16 protein-coding genes and 1 pseudogene are annotated in these 18,304 nt (G+C 58.9%); 7 read left to right on the top strand and 10 right to left on the bottom strand.

What is annotated here, in order from left to right:
• Positions 1 to 8: 8 nt before the first annotated feature.
• The 5 genes from GA0061102_RS18580 to GA0061102_RS18560 all read left to right on the top strand — a co-directional run bounded on the left by GA0061102_RS18580 (position 9) and on the right by GA0061102_RS18560 (position 4,984).
• The gene (locus GA0061102_RS18580) at positions 9 to 1,316 is read left to right on the top strand and encodes an ABC transporter substrate-binding protein (protein WP_092852012.1); all 1,308 of its coding nucleotides are present in this window, start codon (positions 9 to 11) and stop codon (positions 1,314 to 1,316) included.
• A gap of 109 nt (positions 1,317 to 1,425) precedes the next feature.
• A complete protein-coding gene (locus tag GA0061102_RS18575; RefSeq protein WP_092851933.1) occupies positions 1,426 to 2,367 on the top strand; it encodes a carbohydrate ABC transporter permease in 942 nt (313 codons plus the stop codon).
• On the top strand, positions 2,357 to 3,217 hold the full coding sequence (locus GA0061102_RS18570) for a carbohydrate ABC transporter permease (RefSeq protein WP_092851931.1): 861 nt from the start codon (positions 2,357 to 2,359) through the stop codon (positions 3,215 to 3,217). Before GA0061102_RS18575 ends, GA0061102_RS18570 begins: the two co-directional genes overlap by 11 nt.
• Complete coding sequence (locus tag GA0061102_RS18565; protein ID WP_092851929.1) at positions 3,217 to 3,954, top strand: tyrosine-protein phosphatase; 738 nt, start codon at positions 3,217 to 3,219, stop codon at positions 3,952 to 3,954. Before GA0061102_RS18570 ends, GA0061102_RS18565 begins: the two co-directional genes overlap by 1 nt.
• 166 nt (positions 3,955 to 4,120) lie before the next feature.
• Positions 4,121 to 4,984: a glycerophosphodiester phosphodiesterase gene (locus tag GA0061102_RS18560; RefSeq protein WP_092851927.1), complete on the top strand. Its 864-nt coding sequence runs from the start codon at positions 4,121 to 4,123 to the stop codon at positions 4,982 to 4,984.
• On the opposite strand, the pseudogene GA0061102_RS32650 reads toward GA0061102_RS18560, so the two are convergent.
• From GA0061102_RS32650 to GA0061102_RS18530, 7 genes and pseudogenes are all read right to left on the bottom strand, one after another.
• Positions 4,970 to 5,080 (bottom strand): annotated as a pseudogene (locus GA0061102_RS32650) (inositol monophosphatase family protein); the annotation flags it as partial. The gene GA0061102_RS18560 and the pseudogene GA0061102_RS32650 overlap by 15 nt on opposite strands.
• Positions 5,080 to 6,084: a LacI family DNA-binding transcriptional regulator gene (locus GA0061102_RS18555; protein ID WP_092851923.1), complete on the bottom strand. Its 1,005-nt coding sequence runs from the start codon at positions 6,082 to 6,084 to the stop codon at positions 5,080 to 5,082. The gene GA0061102_RS18555 and the pseudogene GA0061102_RS32650, both read right to left, overlap by 1 nt.
• A complete protein-coding gene (locus tag GA0061102_RS18550) occupies positions 6,068 to 6,847 on the bottom strand; it encodes a glycerophosphodiester phosphodiesterase (RefSeq protein WP_092851921.1) in 780 nt (259 codons plus the stop codon). The genes GA0061102_RS18555 and GA0061102_RS18550 overlap by 17 nt, the downstream gene beginning before the upstream one ends.
• A complete protein-coding gene (locus tag GA0061102_RS18545) occupies positions 6,847 to 7,902 on the bottom strand; it encodes an ABC transporter ATP-binding protein (RefSeq protein ID WP_092851919.1) in 1,056 nt (351 codons plus the stop codon). The genes GA0061102_RS18550 and GA0061102_RS18545 overlap by 1 nt, the downstream gene beginning before the upstream one ends.
• On the bottom strand, positions 7,902 to 8,744 hold the full coding sequence (locus GA0061102_RS18540) for a carbohydrate ABC transporter permease (RefSeq protein WP_092851917.1): 843 nt from the start codon (positions 8,742 to 8,744) through the stop codon (positions 7,902 to 7,904). The genes GA0061102_RS18545 and GA0061102_RS18540 overlap by 1 nt, the downstream gene beginning before the upstream one ends.
• Before the next feature lie 2 nt (positions 8,745 to 8,746).
• Positions 8,747 to 10,048 (bottom strand): carbohydrate ABC transporter permease, encoded by a 1,302-nt coding sequence (locus GA0061102_RS18535; RefSeq protein ID WP_092851915.1) that lies wholly within the window; start codon positions 10,046 to 10,048, stop codon positions 8,747 to 8,749.
• A 62-nt stretch (positions 10,049 to 10,110) separates the two neighbouring features.
• Positions 10,111 to 11,457 carry a type 2 periplasmic-binding domain-containing protein gene (locus tag GA0061102_RS18530; RefSeq protein WP_092852010.1) on the bottom strand — a complete coding sequence of 449 codons (1,347 nt, stop codon included), beginning with the start codon at positions 11,455 to 11,457 and terminating at the stop codon, positions 10,111 to 10,113.
• Between the two features lie 514 nt (positions 11,458 to 11,971).
• On the opposite strand from GA0061102_RS18530, the gene GA0061102_RS18525 reads away from it, so the two are divergent.
• Complete coding sequence (locus tag GA0061102_RS18525; protein WP_092851913.1) at positions 11,972 to 13,534, top strand: glycosyltransferase family 39 protein; 1,563 nt, start codon at positions 11,972 to 11,974, stop codon at positions 13,532 to 13,534.
• 97 nt (positions 13,535 to 13,631) lie between these two features.
• On the opposite strand, the gene GA0061102_RS18520 is transcribed toward GA0061102_RS18525, so the two are convergent.
• Both GA0061102_RS18520 and GA0061102_RS33575 read right to left on the bottom strand, forming a co-directional pair.
• On the bottom strand, positions 13,632 to 14,546 hold the full coding sequence (locus GA0061102_RS18520) for a DMT family transporter (protein ID WP_092851912.1): 915 nt from the start codon (positions 14,544 to 14,546) through the stop codon (positions 13,632 to 13,634).
• Between the two features lie 335 nt (positions 14,547 to 14,881).
• The gene (locus GA0061102_RS33575) at positions 14,882 to 15,304 is read right to left on the bottom strand and encodes a hypothetical protein (protein ID WP_245298058.1); all 423 of its coding nucleotides are present in this window, start codon (positions 15,302 to 15,304) and stop codon (positions 14,882 to 14,884) included.
• On the opposite strand from GA0061102_RS33575, the gene GA0061102_RS18515 reads away from it, so the two are divergent.
• Positions 15,191 to 17,143 carry a putative bifunctional diguanylate cyclase/phosphodiesterase gene (locus tag GA0061102_RS18515; RefSeq protein WP_245298057.1) on the top strand — a complete coding sequence of 651 codons (1,953 nt, stop codon included), beginning with the start codon at positions 15,191 to 15,193 and terminating at the stop codon, positions 17,141 to 17,143. The genes GA0061102_RS33575 and GA0061102_RS18515 overlap by 114 nt on opposite strands.
• On the opposite strand, the gene GA0061102_RS18510 is transcribed toward GA0061102_RS18515, so the two are convergent.
• On the bottom strand, positions 17,140 to 18,261 hold the full coding sequence (locus GA0061102_RS18510) for a lactonase family protein (RefSeq protein WP_092851910.1): 1,122 nt from the start codon (positions 18,259 to 18,261) through the stop codon (positions 17,140 to 17,142). The genes GA0061102_RS18515 and GA0061102_RS18510 overlap by 4 nt on opposite strands.
• Positions 18,262 to 18,304 lie beyond the last annotated feature (43 nt).

Genomic DNA, 18,304 nt, shown 5'->3' with positions numbered 1-18,304 from the left:
TTTCCAAGATGAAACTCAGAATGTTCCTTTGCGCGAGCTTCGCCTTTGCGACGCTCGCATCGGCAGCGGTTGCAGGCCAGATCCCGGCCAAGGTGGAAACACCGGTCACCATCAACTACTACAACTACAACCTTGCCTCGACCGGCAATGGCGCCGCAGCCACCAAGCGGCTGATTACCGAATTCGAAGCGGCCAATCCGAATATCAAGGTCAACGGCGTTGGTGTTCCATCGTCCGATATCAGCACCCGCATCCAGGCCGACGTTGCCGCCGGTCATGGGCCTGACATCGCCCAGATGGTGTTCTCCGACCTCGATTTCTTCGTGAACAATCTCGGTGCTATCGCACTTGAGGACGCCGTCCCCTCCCCGGAACTTACGGCTCATTTCGAGGGCATATCGCCGAAAGGTCTGAAGCTTGGGGTCTATAACGGCAAGACCTATGGTCTCGCCTATACTTTCTCCACGCCGGTCCTGTTCTACAATGCCGACCTGTTTCGCAAGGCGGGCCTCAATCCAGACCAGCCGCCACAAACCTGGGCCGAGATAAAGGTCGCAGCCAAGGCCATCGTCGACAAGACCGGCCAGGATGGTCTCGCCACCGGCATCTTCGGACCATCTGCGGGCGACTGGCTGTTTCAGGGGCTGATCCGCTCCAACAACGGCGACGTGCTCTCTGCCGATCGCAAAAAGTTGACCTTTGCCGCACCAGCGGCCGTGGAAGCGGTCTCGATGCTGCACGACCTCTATACTGCCGGCGTCTATTCCAACCTCGACATCAATGCCGCAATGGACGGGATGGCTGCTGGCACGGTTGGGATGTATCTGCAGACCTCCGCCATCCAGGCCTATCTCGTTAAGGGTGCCGCGGGCAATTTCGACTTGCGCGCCACGACCATGCCCCGCTTCGGCGACAAGCCGGTGCGGCCGAACAATTCCGGTAGCGCATTGGTCATCATGAGCCCTGATCCGCTCAAGCAGCGCGCTGCCTGGGAGCTCATGAAATTCATGACGTCCAAGCATGCTTACACGGTCATCACCTCCGAGATCGGCTATCTGCCGCTACGCACCGATATCGTCAACGATCCGCAATATCTCGGTAACTGGGTCAAGGAGCATCCGCTCGTCCAGCCTAACCTGAAGCAGCTGGACGTGCTGGAACCCTGGGAATCCTTCCCCGGCCCCAACTATCGCCAGATTGCCAAGGCGATGATGGATGGCGCCGAACAGGCCGTATTCGGTGGCGGCGATCCCGCTCAGGCAATGAAGACGGCCCAGGACACTGCCCAGGCACTGATGCCGAAGAACTCCAACTGAGCCGATAGCGGCCTCTTCCCGCCTGTCGGCAGGAGGAGGTCACTCCAGCCCAAGCAATATCTTCGACCCGCACCGAGAGACTAGCAGCGATGGGGCAGACAACCACGCCATGACCACCATAACCGCCTCCACCCCATCGCCGGTCGCAGCGAGCAGGTCCCATCGGCAGGCTCGCCGGCGCGGCTATCTGCCATGGCTCTATCTGTCGCCTGCGATTGCGACCTTTGTCCTTTGGATCTACTGGCCGCTGATCGATGCCTTCCGGTTGAGCTTCTACGAATGGAACATGCTGGCGACCTCGCCGGTGACCTTTATCGGCTGGACCAACTATATCAATATCTTCTCTCTGCCGAAGTTCTGGCAGGCCTTGCGCAATACCGGAATCTACGTCGTCGGCCTGCTTCCTATCGCCGTCCTGCTGCCGCTGGCGATTGCCATCTTCACCGCCGATCTGCCGGCGCGCTCGCGCACCATCTACCGGGCGATGATCTTCGTGCCGATGATCGTTGCCCCTGTCGTCGCGGCGGTGTTGTGGCGCTGGTTGCTCGACCCTGGTCACGGCATGGTGTCCATGACCCTTAAGGCCATGGGAATTTTCGCACCACGTTTCCTTCAAGACCCGAAGATCGCCATCTGGACGATCATTGTGCTAACTGGCTGGAAGCTAATCGGCTTTTCGACGCTGATCCTTTCTGCAGCAAACGCCAATATCAATCCCTCCTTGATCGAGGCGGCCCGCGTGGATGGTGCCAGTCGATGGGATATTATCCGCGACATCCGGTTGCCGCTCCTCAGCTCGACCGTCCTGTTTCTGGTGATGATGACCATCCTGCTCGGCGCGCAGTGGAGCTTTTCCTACATCAATGTGCTCACCGGCGGGGGGCCGCTCGGGGCGACGACCAACATCTATTATCTTCTCTGGGATTTTGGCTTCTCCAGCCTTTCGGTCGGCTGGAGTTCGGCGGCCGCCGTCGTCCTCTTCATCGGCTTCAGCATCCTGGCATATCTATTGTTCCGACTGATCGACAGGTTTTCCTTCTATGACAACTGATGTCCTCACCCGGCCGAGCATGCGCAAGCGCCGCAGTCTCATCCTTGGAGCCGAGAAGACCGCCGGCCACGCGATTATGATCGTCCTGTCGTTCCTTTGCCTGTTCCCCGTTTATTGGATGATCATAACATCGCTGCGGCCGGCCAATCGCGTCTTCGAACAAAGCCTTTGGCCGACCGCGGCTTCGCTGGACAATTATGTCTATGCGCTCGGCGCCATCCCGATCGGGCGCATGCTGATAAACACATTGATCGTGTCGGCGGTCGTCACCGTTATCCAGCTCCTCACCGGGTTGCTGGCGGCCTATGCCTTCGCACGCTGGCGCTTTCGTGGCGACAAGATCGTCCATATCCTCATCGCGCTTACCTGGCTGGTGCCGCTGCAGGTCGTGATGATCCCGAACTACCTGATTGTCGCCAATCTCGGCCTGCTCGACAGCGTGACCGCTTTGATCCTGCCGCATTTCGCCTCGGCGCTCGCCGTACTTCTCCTCCTGCAGGCGATGCGCAGCTTTCCGAACGAGGTGCTGGAGGCGGCGCGGATGGACGGTGCCGGCAGCTGGCGCACTCTTTGGGAGGTGATCACACCCAATCTGCGCGGCACGATCGCGTCGCTTGCCATCCTCATCTTCATTTCGACATGGAATGAATATTTCTGGCCGCTTCTCCTCTCCCGCACACCGGAAAACAGTGTGATCCAGATCGGCATTCAGATGTTCATGAGCTCGGAAGGCACACAATGGGGGCCGCTGATGGCCGCTTCCACTATGGCTAGCCTGCCGGTTTTCATCCTCTATATTGTACTGCAGCGGCAGGTCGTTTCTTCCTTCATGAAATCGGGAATACGCTGATGGACCTCCATGCTATGCGTCACCTGCCCATCAAGGGCACCTACAACCTTCGCGATCTCGGGGGTTATTCCGCCGGCACGACGACCACGCTCTGGCGACGGATCCTTCGCTCCGACGGGCTGCACCGCCTGGATAAGGAAGGAATGGCGACCCTGATCGGGGAAGGCGTGAGGGTCGTGATCGACCTGCGCAATGCGACGGAGCTCACGCATCAGCCCAATCCGTTCAGTCGCAACGAGGCAGTGCGCTATCACAATATCTCGCTGTTCGATACGCTGGCGCCCCCTTACAGACCCGACACCGACACGCTGCTCGATCTCTATGTCCAAGCCCTGCGGGAACGCCAAGAAGCCATATGCACCGTATTGACGCTGATTGCCGAGGCAGGTGACAATGTCGTGCTCTTCCATTGCACGGCGGGCAAGGACCGCACCGGCATCATCGCCGCCCTGCTGCTTGCAAACGCCGGCGTCGATACGGCAAGCATTCTCGAAGATTATTCGCTCACCGGCCGTCTGATCGAGCCGTTGATCGACGACATACTTGCCAGCGCCCTCGCGCGGGGTGCCGACATCGAGAAATTCCGCCCACTGCTTGCCTGCGATCCCGCGACCATGGCCGCGACGATCGCCTTCATAGAAAAGGACTACCATTCTGCGGCGGATTATCTCGCCGCGGCAGGCCTCCGGCCTGACGTCATTCGACGCCTAAGAGAACGGCTTTTGGGACGCCCGTAGGCCCAGCTTTGTCGCCCGCTGGGCTGATTTCAGCCGCATTGCGGTTGAACTACAGCCGACGCGCACCTCAGACAGGCCGGCCATCCCGTCGATGAAAGCCGCCTCCGACCCTTGATAATCACGGCTCGTCAAGCCAGGAGAGTGGCATCATGGAGAGTTGCTGGAGATGACGAGATTGCAGGATGCGCAGGGCCTGGAGATTTTGCACGAGGGGCATCGCACTCGCTTGAAATGGCACCGCCTACGCAAGCGGTTTTCCGATCCACTGTTTTCTGCCGAGGTGATGGCGGAGGGTTTTACCGTCGGCGCCTCGATGGAGCTCGATATGCGTGTGCGCGGCGATGGCGGCTTCGTCGTGCTGCATGATAAGCAGCTCGAAGGTGAGACAACAGGACACGGACCGATCGCCGGGAAGAGCATTACCGACCTAAGCGATATTAGGATGCAGGACGGAGGGCGGCCGCTGATCCTCAGCGAGGATCTCGCTGCCATGATGCAATCGACGCATCCGGCCGCATTGCTGCAATTCGATATGAAGGACGACTTTGAAGCGATCGGCGCGCGCGGCATACGGCATCTTGCCGAGAATTTCCGAGATATCGCTGCCGCGGTGATCATCAGCGGTGGCAGCCTCGACCTCATCGTCGCGGTCAAGGAGAAGCTTCCCGAGGTGCTGCGCGGCATCGATCCGTCCGATAAGCTTTACGACATTAGGAAAGTCGGCGGTTGGAAGGCTGTCGAGATGGAATTACGCGCCGACCTGCGCGGCCCAACCGAACCTGACACAATCTATCTCCACTGGTCGCTGATCCTCAATGCCGCCAAGGAAGGCCTGGATATGATCGGTCTCTGCCGTGACGAGGGCAAACGCGTCGATGCCTGGACCTTCACCCTGAGAGATCCGGAGGCTGGTTTCAGCGAAGAGGAGTGGACGAATTTCTCGGCGCTGATGGCGCTGAAACCAGACCAGATCACCACCGATGAGGCACTGGCGACCGAGCGCGCCTGGCGCCAGCGGATGACGGGTTAACCGAAACCGGGCGGTCTCCCGTCCGACCTCGAGGGCAACAGTGATCGCGACCTCCGCCCGCGCGCGGATGGCGGCGGCGTCGAATGCGGAATTCATCAAGCAGTCCTTCTTTTTATCAGCGTCACCGGCGTGAGTTCGACCCGTGCCGTCAGGTCCGGTTCGGCCATCCGGCTCATCAACAGATCGACGGTCTGTTCGGCCTGGAAGTCGCAGGGCTGGCGGATGGTCGTGAGGTCGTAGGCGGACCAACTCGCCTGCGGAATGTCGTCATGGCCGATAACGCGCAGCGGTGGAGCATCGTTGCGGCCGCGGCCATGCATGAGGCGGTCGATCACGCCGCAGGCCATGTAATCGTTGGCGCAAAACAGCCCGTCGATGCCGGATGCGGCAAGTTCACCCGCCGCATCATAGCCGCTCTGGTAGTCGTTGACCTTGATTTGCAGAAGTTGCGCCTCGGCACCGAGCTGCTCGCAGCACGCGATGAACGCCTCGCTGCGCCGCCGCGCCGTATAGGATATCGCGGGTGCGGCCATCACGGCGGGTTTTCGCACGCCACTGTCGATCAGATGGGTGGCGGCCAGATGACCGGCCATACGGTCATCCGAGATGATACGGTCGACAAAGGGGATGTCGTTGCCCTTGTTGATCAGCACGATCGGCACGCCTTCGGCCGCGCACTGCTCGCAGATCTCGGTCGGCGGCGCGTCCGAGGTGACGATGACACCCGATACGGCGTAATGCAGCAGCTGGCCGATAACAGTCGAAGTATCCGCCTCCTGAGAGGTCGGCAGCAGGATGGGGCGGAAATTACGGGCGAGCAACGCCTTTGCCAGATGCTCGATCTGCAGCGTACGGAACGGATTGTCGAGGCCGGCGGCGACGAGGCCGACGAGATCGGAGCGTTTGTTGGTCAGGCTCCGTGCAAGATAGTTCACGCGATAGCCGAGTTCCTTGGCAGCCTGATAGACCTTCTCTCGCGTCTTCGGCGAGACGCTGGCATCCGGCGTGAAAGCGCGTGAAACGGCGGCACGCGAGACGCCGGCCACACGCGCCACGTCGAAGGACGTTACCTTGCGCGGCCCCTTATCCTTGTCTGCCAACTGCTTTTTCCCTCATCGCCGGAGGCCGCATCAGATCGGGCAGATCCGTGCAGATGCCAAGGACCGGCAGCTTCATGATGTCATCGAGAATGGCTGGCCGCTCCTCGTGCCAAAGCACGATCTCGCGGCCCGCGTCGAAGGCGCGGCGCATCAGCGCGTCGGTCACCAGGTCCTGCGGACGCTCGCCAGCCCCCTCCCAGCAAAGATGCAGGATATCCGCGCCGGCCTCGTCGCCGAGACTATGCGGATCATGGCCGACACGGACCAGCACGGAAAGCGGAAAATCACAGCCCGCGTCGCTGAGTTCGCGCACCTGTGCGATATCGAAGGAGCCGAGACAGGCGAAGCGCTGGTTGATCCCGGCAAGATGCTGCCAACAGAGCATGCCGGTTCCAGGCGCCTTGAGTTCGACATAGAGACCAGTTCCGGTCTCGCGAGCGAGAGCGGCGACTTCCAAAAAGCTCGGCACGTCGACGCCTTCGAGGGCGGCGAGTTCGGCAGCCGTCATTTCGGAAATGCGGCGGTCAATGCCGAAGACGCGGTCGAGGTGGTCGTCATGCGAAACCACGACCACGCCGTCTTTGGTCAATTGCGTATCGAGTTCCCACATTTCCGCGCCGAGTTCAGCAGCCCGGCGGAAGGCGGCGATCGTATTCTCGCGCTCGTGGCCGCTAGCGCCGCGATGGCCGATGCAGAAGGGAATCCGCCCCTTGCCAGAGGGCCAGCTGTAACGCGCAAAGAACGCCGAGAAATCGCGGGCCATCAGAGCCGCCTGCCATTTTCGTCGAAGACAAGGATGCAGCGGCTGTCGATCGCCCAGCGGACATCGTCGCCGACGTGAATGTCGTTGCGCACCGGCTGGATCGAGCGCAGTAGCGGCCCGCCAGCGAGAAGCACGTCATACAGGTTCTCACGGCCTTGAGTTTCGGCAAAGGTGATCTTGCCAGATACGGCGACGTCGCCCGTCGGGGTGAAATGCTCCGGCCGCACGCCGAGCATCAGCTTCGTGCCTTCGGAAGCGTCGACGGCAGCAGGCAGGGGCACGCGAATCTCGCTTTCGGGGACGACAAAGGCGCCCTTGTCCATGACGCCGCGCAGGAAGGTGATCGGCGGATTGCCGAGGAACCCGGCAACGAAAGCTGTCTTCGGATCATTGTACATCTCCGCCGGCGTGGCGATCTGGACGATCTCGCCTTCCTTCATGATGGCGATGCGGTCGCACATGCTCATCGCCTCCACCTGGTCATGGGTGACGAGGATGGCGGTGATGCCGGTCTCGCGCTGCAGGCGGCGGATTTCCGAGCGCATTTCGAGGCGCAGCTTGGCATCGAGATTGGCGAGCGGTTCGTCAAGCAGCAGCACGTCTGGCTTGCGGATCAGCGCACGCGCGAGCGCCACGCGCTGCTGCTGGCCGCCGGAAAGCTCGGCCGGTCGCCGGCCCATCAGGTTGCCGATCTGGACGAGCGCTGCGATGCGGTCGACCTCCTTGCGGATTTCGGCAGCCGGCACCCCCTTCACCTTCAAGGGAAAGCCGATATTTTCGGCAACCGTCATGTGTGGATAAAGGGCATAGGACTGGAAGACGACGCCGACATTGCGGACCTGGCTTGGCAGATCGGTGACGTCGCGGTCGCCGAAAAGGATGCGCCCGCCGGTTGGGCGGTGAATGCCGCAGATAGCGAAAAGCGTCGTTGACTTGCCGCAGCCGGAGGGGCCGAGCAGCGCCAGCATCTCGCCGCTACCGACTTCGAGCCGCATGTTCTCGATGATTTTGGTGGAGCCGAAGCTCTTCGAAAAATTGTCGAGGAGGATGCGCATCAGCCTTTGCTCCCGCTGCCATAGATGTTCATGAGGTATTTGTTGAAGAGTGCGTAAACGAGCAGCACCGGCACGAGGTAGAAGACGCCGACTGCCTTGAACATGTAGAAATCATAATTGTTGTCGTCGGCGAGGAAGTCCGCGAGATAAACCGAAAGCACCTGCACCTGGTTGCCTGGCGCCAGCACCTGCGGCAGGATGAATTCGCCCCAGCCGGAGAGGAAGGAAAACAGGCCGAGCGCCATGATACCGGGCTGGACCTGCGGCAGCACGAGACTGCGCCACACCCTAAAGCGCGAAGCGCCGTCGACGACGCCAGCCATTTCGATCTCCCAGGGCACGGTGTCGTAGAAGCCTTTCATCAGCCAGATGCCGAGCGGCAGATCGATCGCCGCCTTTACCAGGATGACGCCGATCAGCGAATTATAGAGCCCGATCACCTGCAACACGATGAAGATGGCGATGATCAGCGTCACCGACGGAAAGGCATGCAGCACCATGACGCCTGCAAGGAAAAAGCCACGTGCCGGCACATTCAGCCGCGACAGCACGTAGCCCGCCATCGACGAGACGATGAGGACGAGACTGGTGGTGCAGGCCGAAAAGAGCAGCGTATTCGCCGTCACCTGCCAGATGTTCGCCTTGCCCTCCGTCGTCTGCCATAGGAAGCGCCAATGCTGGAGTGTGAAACCGGAGGGCAGCAGCGCGTCCGCCTGCTTCACCGTCACGGTGTCGAGGAAAAGATAGACATACATCAAGAGCAGCGGCAGGCTCGCGATGGTGAGCACCGATATGACGGGCCAGCTGCGGTAATTTACCGGGGGCTGCGATCGTTCGACCATGGTCAATCCTCGATCAGGGGCTTGGCGACAAGCGTGCCGTAGTTGAAGACGCGCAGATAGAGAAGCGACAAAGTCACGCCGATGACGACGAGCACCAGTGCCATGGCGGCACCCAGCCCGTATTCGAGGTTGCCGGCATAGTTCTTGAGCGCGGTGTGATAGGCGGCGAGCGCCCAGATTTCGGTCGCGTTTCCCGGTCCGCCATTGGTGGCGAGCAGGGTTTCATTGAAGGAGGCAAGCAGCGAAAGCGTCTGGTAGCAGGTGACGAAGAGGATCGGCCAGCGCATCTGCGGCAGGATGATGTAGCGGATCTGCTGCCAGCGCGACGCGCCGTCGACTTCGCTCGCATAAAACTGGCTCTTCGGAATGGCCTTCATCGCCGAGGAGAAGACCAGCATGCCCATCGAGGCGCCGATGAAGCCGTTGATCAGCACAACGAAAAACCAGGCATTGTAGGCGCTGTCGAGCAGGTAGTTCTTCGGGGGATAGCCGAACTTGCCCATCAGGATCGAGATGAAGCCGGTATCCCAGGCGAGCCATTTCCACAGCATCACATAGATGACGACCGGGGTGATGCGCGGCAGGAGCCAGATGCCGCGGAAGATCGAGGCCGGCCTCGCCGGCATGTAATGTGTCCAGATCGCGAGCAGCAGCGCATAACCGACGTTGAAGAGCATTAGCACCAGCGCGACATAGAGCGCGGTATTCAGCAATACGCGCGCCATATCGGGCGAGTTGGCCATGCGCGAAAAGTTGTCGGTCGTCCAGGTCCAGCCGGTATAGGTGGCCTTGGCGACGGTTTCCTTCAGTTCCGGCGCCAGCTCAAGCCCTAGACTATCCAGGGCTGAAAAGAGCTGCTCCTTGCTGTCGAAGCGCGTGTTGAGGACAGAGCGGTTGAACTGTTCGGAAATTTGCTTGACATCACGTGTCGAAGGCCGTTCGGCAAGATCCTTGATCATGCGCTCAGCGTCGCGGCGCTTGGGGAAGACCTCGCCGGTGTGTTTGGCTCGCAATTCCGCAGCAATGCCAGGCGCAAGGCCCAGCCGTTCCACGGCCTTGAGGCCCACCTCGTCTATCGTATAGCGCGGCTCGGCCATTTCGGCGGCGATGTTGGGCATCGCCGATTTCAGCGTGATCAGCGAATTGGGCGCGATCTGGTAGACGCCGCCGGAAATGCCCGTCGCGGTCGTCATGTTGGTCATCGAGAAGACCGCCGTCAGAACGACCGGCAGCAGGAAGAAGAGAACGATCATGATCGCCGCGGGCGCGATCATTACCAGTCCGAGTGTTCTGGACGATTTCATGGAAGCCTCCTCGCCGACCGACCGGGCAGCGGGTCGCCGCCGCCCGGAAGAGTGCTTCGATCCTAGCGGATGACGATCTTGCCACCGAGCGTGCTTTTCAGCTCGCTCTCGGCATCGCCGATAGCCGCGTCGACGGTCTTGTCACCGGTCCAGGATGCCTGAAGATTCTTCCACATGATGTTCCAATAGGTGCCGAAATCGGAATTGTTCGGCATTGCACTGGCATGCGGCAGCAGGCGCTCGGTAGCTTCACGGGTCCAGCGGTCGGCCGAGTAGAAATCGACCTGGGATTCAGCCTGAGAAATGCCGAGGTGAGCGGATTTGACCGCATGCAGCGCATTGATGCGCGGCTCGGACGCAATCGTGATCAGCTGAGCGGCGATATCGGTGTCCTCCTTGTCGTGACCGGCGGTCAGGAGGTAGACGAGAGGATGGGTCAGTGTGTTGGCCTTGCCGCCCTCGCCTGCCGGGATCAGCGTGAAGATCACGTTGCCGAAGAAGTCCTTGAGACCTTCCTGGTTGACGAGGCGGGCATAGTGCCAGGTGCCGCCGTCCCATGTACCGGCCTTGCCCGTGGCGACCTCCTTCCACCATTGGTCACTCGGCATGCCGATATGGTTCTTCTTGGTGACGCCCGCCTTCACGGCATCGGCGAAGAACTGATAGGTGCGGGTCATGGCAGCTTTGTCGAAGACGAGTTTGCCGTCTTGTTCCATCGTGCCACCGAAGCTGGTGTAGAACTGCCAGTAATCCGGGCCGTTGCTGTTGCGTGGATAGAAGCCGTAGCCTGGCTGGACAAGGCCCTTGTCCTGCATCTTCTTGGCGTCTTCGAGCAGGTTCTTCATGGTGTACTTGCCGTCCTTGACGCTCTGCGGCAGTGCGTCCAGATCGGCATCGCTATAGCCGATCGCCTTCATATACGGCTTCCAGAAGAACATCGGGCGGGATTCGGCGTCCTGCGGGATGCCGTAGACGGTGCCGTTGTAGGAGGCAATCTGCAGCAGGTTCTCGTAGATGCCGTTGAGCGGCCAAGCGTCGAGGTCGACGTAATTCTCGATCGGAACGATGAGGCCGGCCTGGGACCAGGGCGCAATGTCCTCATGGCCGCTGACGACGATGTTCGGGGCGGTCTTAGCTTCGGCGGCAAGGGTCAGCGCCTGCTTGAAGTCATCCCAGCCGGAATAGGCCTTCTTCTCGACGGTGATCTTCAGGTCTTGCCCCCTGAGAGCGGCCTGGCGCTGCAGCTGCTGGGCTGCGATCTCGATGGCGTCGAGGCGATAGACATCGTTCGGACCGGTGCCGCCGGCCCATACGCTGATGGAAACGTCCTTGGAGAATGCGAATACGGAAGTCGAGGCCAGAATAGCGGCCGCGACAGTGATGGATTTCAGAGTCCGCAAAATGGTCATTTTCTTCATCTCTCCGGAAGAGCGGTGTGTGGCCTCTTTGACGCGTCATCACTGATATTGATGGCCGCGTTGAAAACCCGCGAAAACGTAACCAGTCCGCTCTAGGGGGCAAACATAACCGCGGCATGACAAAATTGAGCACGTGTGCAAAATTACTGCAGCGATGTCGGAAGAAGGCGAATTGTTCGGGCATCCGGAAGTGACGTAATTCTCCCGAAGGACGTATTTTGCTCAACGCACGACGGTATTGCCGATTTCTTGCGAGTTTCTCGCGACGGGCGACGTCAGTTTGAGATACCCCCTTTTGGCGCTCCTGCAACGCTTGAAGGCAGCCATCACAGCTCATACAGAGCCGGGACATATGGCCAAACACCGGGGAATCATGATCATCTAAGGCATATTTATCCGCCGTCTGAGCCAAGTCTTGGTGAGACTGTGACACGGAAAGCGTTGCGCACCGGCAACATCTGTGACATTGCCCGGGTGACGATATTGGTAAATGCGGGAGATCGGGATGAAGCCTCTGCAGAATGGCAACGCTATCGACGCATTCGAAGAGGAAGCATCCATTAGCGGTAACCAGGTATCCTCCGATTTTGGATGGGTGCCCTGGGCTCTGGCTGCATACTTCGTAGTCCAGGCCGCCATTCGCATCTTTATCTCCGGCTCGCTACGGATCGATGAAGCCCAGCAGTTTTTTGTAGGACAATGGCTTGCCTGGGGATACGACGCCCAGCCGCCTCTCTACAATTGGCTTCAATACGGCGTCTTCCATGTCTTCGGCATGAGCGTCGCATCCTTCGTCATTTTGAAGAACCTCCTGCTCTTTCTCGTCTATGCCAGCTACCATAAATTGCTGCGCCTACTCGTGGTTGATAAAAAGCTGGCGGCGGTCGGAACGCTGTCTCTCCTGACGATGCCGCAGATATTCTGGCAGGCACAAAGGGACCTCACCCATACGGTGCTGACGCTGCTTGCGGTTGTCATGCTCATCTATTTCGTGGTGACAACCATTCGTCGACCTACCCTCATCTCCTATGCGATGATCGGTCTGTGGGCCGGGCTTGGAATGCTGACGAAGTACAACTTCGCTCTCGTCGTGATGAGCGTCTTTGTCGCAGCCCTCTGTCACCCCGAGGGACGCAAGCGGATTCTTGATATCCGTGTCCTGGTGACGCTGGCCATTTCCGTTCTGGTTGTACTGCCACACGCAGTGTGGATGGTATCCAATATGGATCTGGTCCTGACCACCACGGTCAATACCATGTCGGAACAAGGGGCTGGCGGGAAGCTATCCGATATCGCCCACGGAATTGCCGATTTGGTCAAAACGACCGTGGAGATCGCCATCCCCACGACCTTGATCTTCCTCCTGGTTTTTCGCCAAGCTTTCCTGCGATCGCTGCGCGCCAGAAGCGAATGGAGCGATTTCATCGGAAGGATACTCGCAAGCACCGCGATTATCTTGGTGGCGTTGATCTTCATTGTGACGCTCACCGAATTTCGTGATCGCTGGCTTCTCCCATTTCTGTTTCTGCTGCCGCTCTATTTCTGTCTGAAGCTCGACGCCGCGGGGAGCCAAAGCGAGGCCGAGTTGAAGAAATTTCTCTTTATACCCCTCACTTTGATGGTGGCTCTGCCCATCATAATTGCGGCAGACATCCTTCTTGCACGGTTCTTTCATTCCTATGGGCATTTGAACACGCCCTATGCGACCTTCCTGAACGAAGTTATTGGGGCAGAAGGAAAACAGCCCTTGGCCGTTGTGACGACGACATGGCACAAGGCAGGTAATATCCGTGTCAACATGCCAAACACACCCGTGATCTCCACAGAATATTCCGCATCAGACCTTAGTCGTCAGGCTATGGGGGGAAGCCCCATCCTGCTGGTCTGGAACGAGCGAAATGGACAGCAATCGTCCATGCCGGATGAGCTGAAACAATGGTTTGAAGCAAAATTCGGAAAGGCAATTCAATTGCCGGCGCAACAGGATATTGGCCTTCCCTATTATTACGGGAGAGATCCGGATCGCTACCATTTTGGTTATGCGTGGTATTACCCAACGGCTGAGTAGCGGCTGAGAGCGGGCTGCTATTGCATTCTCCGCAAGGCCAAAGAAAAAGCCGTAGCGTGCCGGATGCGGCCTCTATCCTTAGGCGGAAACCGCCAATTCAATGCCCATCTCGTGCGACGGCATCCTTGGGGATGCTGTCGGTAAGGTTTTTCCGGTGGAAGATGAATAGGCCGGCAAGCACGATGATGATGGATCCGACGAGGATCTGAGCATCCGGGATATCACCGAAGAACAGAAAGCCGAGCGCGATCGCCCAGATCAACAGCGTATATTGCAGCGGGGCAAGCAAGGACGCAGGCGCAAGCTTCAGTGAACGCGTGATCAGCATATGGGCGGTCCCCGCGACAACGCCGAGCGCCAGCATGGCGCCTAAATCCAGCGCAGATGCGGAGCGCCAATTACCGATGCTCAGCACCAAGCCCGCGAGAAGAGCACCAACGGTTTGCCACGCCACGAGCGTCGCATCATTGGTCTGCCGCAGTCGCCGGGCAAGGACCAGTGTCAGCGAAAAAGCGAGGCTGCCTGTCAGGCCGAAAATCGATGGCCATGAGAGCATTGCCGCCGAAGGTCTGAGCGCGATCATCACGCCGATAAAGCCGACGAAAACCGCCAACCAACGCCGCCAACCGATCCTCTCACCGAGGAAAAAATGGGAGATCGCTGCAACGTAAATGGGACCGGCCATGTAGAAGGTCATCACATCGGCAAGGGGCAGATAGGCGACCGCGGCATAAAACAGGCCGACATCGGCCGTCGTCAACACCACCCGCAGGATCTGTAATGGCGGTCGCTCGATCCGAAAGAGCGCATCGCGTCCTTGCCGCGCGATCATAGGCGTGAGGATGATGAAGGAGCCAAGCGAGCGGATCACAAGAATCTGTCCGACGGAGAAGCTCACAACCAGCCATTTGGCCATCGCATCGTTCAGCGCGAACATGAAATCGCCAAGAAACATCAGAGCCACGCCGACGAGCACGAGATTGCCATCCGTGCCGGCTTTGTGAAGATTCATGATATTTCCTCTGCTGAATGCCTGTTTTTCTCCACCGGGCTTTAACCGGTTTTACCTCTGCGCCGCAAGGCGCAGTTGCGTAAGGGAAGACTTGTCGCCAGTGGTGATCGATACGGCCAGACTTGAACCGCGTCTCGATCGGATCTTCTCCGTTTCCTGACAATCAAAATCCACAACACAGCCATTCCAGCCTGCGGGAGAAATGGCATGTGGAAACTTGCATCGCAGTCTTCGAATTGCGCCTCTGGCGCAGCGGCGCCGCTCCCGGACGGGATAGATCAACCCGCGGAGCAGATCTAGGATCGGGACATCAGACAGAGGCGCAAAGCCGCAGTTTATTCACCGTGCCCATCGACACGGGATTCCGAATTGTTGCAACGCGGCTTTAACCCTTTGTTTATGATGGCCAAATTGGAGCATGTCTTTTCACTGTTGCATAACCGGTTTCCGCTATTGTCGGCTGGCCAAGTGAGAGAATACTGATGACGCAGCAACCGGGTGAATCGCCGCAATCGATGATCGTAGATCCAAACGGTGATGACGTGCGTTTCCGTGAAAAGTTCGAATTGCTTCGGGCTCAATATCTGTCGCTGGCCGAGCGATACGAATGGCTCGAGGCGATGATCAATTACGTTCCGGATTTCATCTATGCCAAAGATAGAGACGGCCGTTTCCTCTTTGCCAATCGCGCTATCGTCGTCAACAATGGTTTCACGCATGTCGAGGAGCTGATCGGCCTCACGGATGCGGAAATTCATCCGGTGGCCGACGCCAAGAAAATTGACGAAGTCGAGCAGCACGTCATGGAGACAGGCGAGCCGGATCTCGGTGTCGAAGAAAGGCGCCTGAGAGGCGAGGGATGGCTGATGATGTCCCGCGTACCCTTGCGGGACCGAAGCGGTAATATCATCGGCGTGGTGGGTGCGTCGCGCGATATCTCGGTCCGCAAGCGTGCGGAAGAGCTGATGAGCGCACAGACCAAGCTCCTCCAGGATGTTGCCAGAGGGGTCGAGCTTTGGTCGTTTCTAAAGGATGCCCGCTTGCTCCTCGAACGGTTGCTTGAAGGAAAACGCATTCACTTCCTTGTGCATGGCGCTCAAGCAGAGACTTTCGCCGGCGAAGCCATTGAATTCCCCATTTTCTCACGGGACGGCGGCAGGCACGGGGCGCTGTTAATCGAAAAAACTGATGGCGATGAAACCGGCCTCATGGAATTCCTCGCAGGCGTGGCGCAAACGGTAGGAATCGCCATCGATCGACACCATGACATTGCCCATATCGCCTTTCTTGCCGAACACGATGCTCTCACCGGCCTGCCCAATCGTACGCTGCTCGACCGTAAGCTCGTGGATCTCCTGGAAAGCGCCTCGCAGGAACAAAAGTTCGTGGCAGTCGCCTTCGTCGATCTGGATAATTTCAAACTGGTCAACGACAGTCTCGGACATGCCGCCGGCGATGAATTGCTAAAGGTGGTCGCACAGCGAATATCGACGTGCATCGGAAGCGGCGGCTTCGTATCGAGGATCGGCGGCGATGAATTCATCATCGTCCTGGAGGAGAACCTCGACCCGGTCTGCGACAGATTGCAAGCTGTTCGAGAAGCCATCTCCGAACCTTTGACCATCGACGGCGTCGAAATTCGGGTTACTTGCAGCATCGGCTTTGCTTGCTCCGCCGAACATGGCGACACGGCTTCAGAGCTGTTCGCCAATGCCGATATGGCGCTCTATCGCGCCAAGGAGTCCGGCCGCAACGACATTCAGTTATTTACCCCTGCCATGGGAGAGGAAGCCCGCAACAAGCTGATCCGCATCGAGGAATTGCGGCGTGCAGTGGAACGAGACGAGTTCGTGCTCCATTATCAGCCGCAAAAGGACATCCGCAGCGGCAACGTGATCAGTGTCGAAGCGCTGGTGCGATGGCAACATCCTGTCGAAGGCTTGCTGCTCCCGGGGGCATTCATTCCCCTGGCCGAGGAAACGGGGCTAATTGTTCCGATCGGCGATATCGTTCTGCGCAAAGCCTGTCGGCAAGCCCGCGCCTGGCAGGACCGGGGCCTTCCTGCACTACGCATGGCCGTGAATGTATCGGCTCGACAGTTTACTGAGAACTCTTTGACGAACCAGGTCGCCTCCGCTTTGCAATCTGCCGGCCTCGAACCCCGATGGCTCGAACTCGAACTAACGGAAAGCCTGATCATGCGTGACGTCGAAGGCGCCATTGAACGCATGCACGAGTTAACGCAACTCGGCGTCAGCCTGGCGATCGATGATTTCGGCACGGGATATTCAAGCCTGAGCACGCTTCGCCGCTTCCCACTTTCCCGACTGAAGATCGACAGATCGTTCATTGCCGATATCCCCAGTAAAGCGGGTGACATGGCTATCACTTCCGCCATCGTATCGCTTGGACGAACTCTCGAGCTGGAGGTCGTTGCCGAAGGAGTGGAGACGGAGGAACAGATGCACTTCCTTACTGGTGCCGGATGCGAGATGTTTCAGGGCTACCTCTTTGCCAGACCCCTTCCCCCTCGCGAGGTTGAAGATCTTATTGTCAGGACGGCTGAACAAGCGGGCAATGCCCTGCAATCATCTTAGGCGAACGTCACGATTTCGATCCAGTTCGCGCCGGCATTGACCGGATACCTGCCGACGGCAGAGAGTTCGCCATCGGCTTCGCCAATGGAATAGACCGACAGCCGATCGGACTTTTCGCCAGACGCTACCAGGAACCGGCCCGACGGGTCGATGCGAATGCCGCGCGGCTGCCGCTCCGTCGGATTGTTGGTGACATAGGTCAGCGTTCCATCCTGCCCGTCCACATGGAAGAGCGCGATCGTGCTCGTGGTTCGCTCGGTGGTATAGAGGAACTTGCCGTTCGGCGTGATGGCGATATCGGCAGCCCAAACCTTTGGTTTGCTGTCATGCGCCTGGCTGACAGTCGACGTTGTCGTCCCAATTGGCGCAGGAGCCGGCGGTGCAACGCCTGGAAACAGCCCAGCCTTATCGGGAACGGAATGTACGCTCTCGACCTCAACCAACGTTCCCTTGGCCTGATCCTGTGCGTAGTGAATGACATGGCCGGTCAATTCCGTGAGGACATAGACATATCTGTTGTCCGGCGAAACAACGATATGACGCGGGCCGAAACCCGACCCCGTCGTCACATGCGGTGGGTCGTTTGCCTCCAGCCGACCGGTCTCGGGGTTGAGAATGAACTGCAGTACGGCATCCGAACCGAGATTGGTCGCAAAGACATACCTGCCGCTCCGGTCGCTAACGACCGAATGCGCGTTGCGCCCGGTGGGGATAATCTGCGCCTCTCCGTCAGTGACGAGCCCATCTCCGCCGATCCGCAGCACTGCAACCTTGTTGCCGCCATAGGATGCGGCGAGGAGCAAGCTGCCCGACGGATCCGTGGAAATGTAAGCCATGCTATCGGGCAGAGGAGCAACGGCTTCCTGTACCAATTCGCCGGTTAGAGGATTTATCGCCAAAGTCAGCAGCCGATACGGCTGCGCCCGAATGGCCGCATAAAGATGCTTTTTATCTGGCGCAACGACCGTCGGCATAACCATCGCGCCCGCGTCGAAGGCTGAAACCGGCGTGAGCGCGCCTGTCGCGTCATCCATCGCGTATATGTCTATCGTCCCTGCGGTGGCAGCAGAGACGTAGACGAAGATCCGGGCAGGTGTATTGAAGGAATCTTGTTTCATAATTCACCTCACCCGGGCGTCGACGGCCGGCATGGCTTATCGA

This window comes from Martinezella miluonensis, from assembly GCF_900094545.1.
Taxonomy (GTDB): domain Bacteria; phylum Pseudomonadota; class Alphaproteobacteria; order Rhizobiales; family Rhizobiaceae; genus Rhizobium; species Rhizobium miluonense.
The sequence above is the reverse complement of the archived record's forward strand: the minus strand, read 5'-3'. Positions and strand labels throughout refer to the sequence as shown.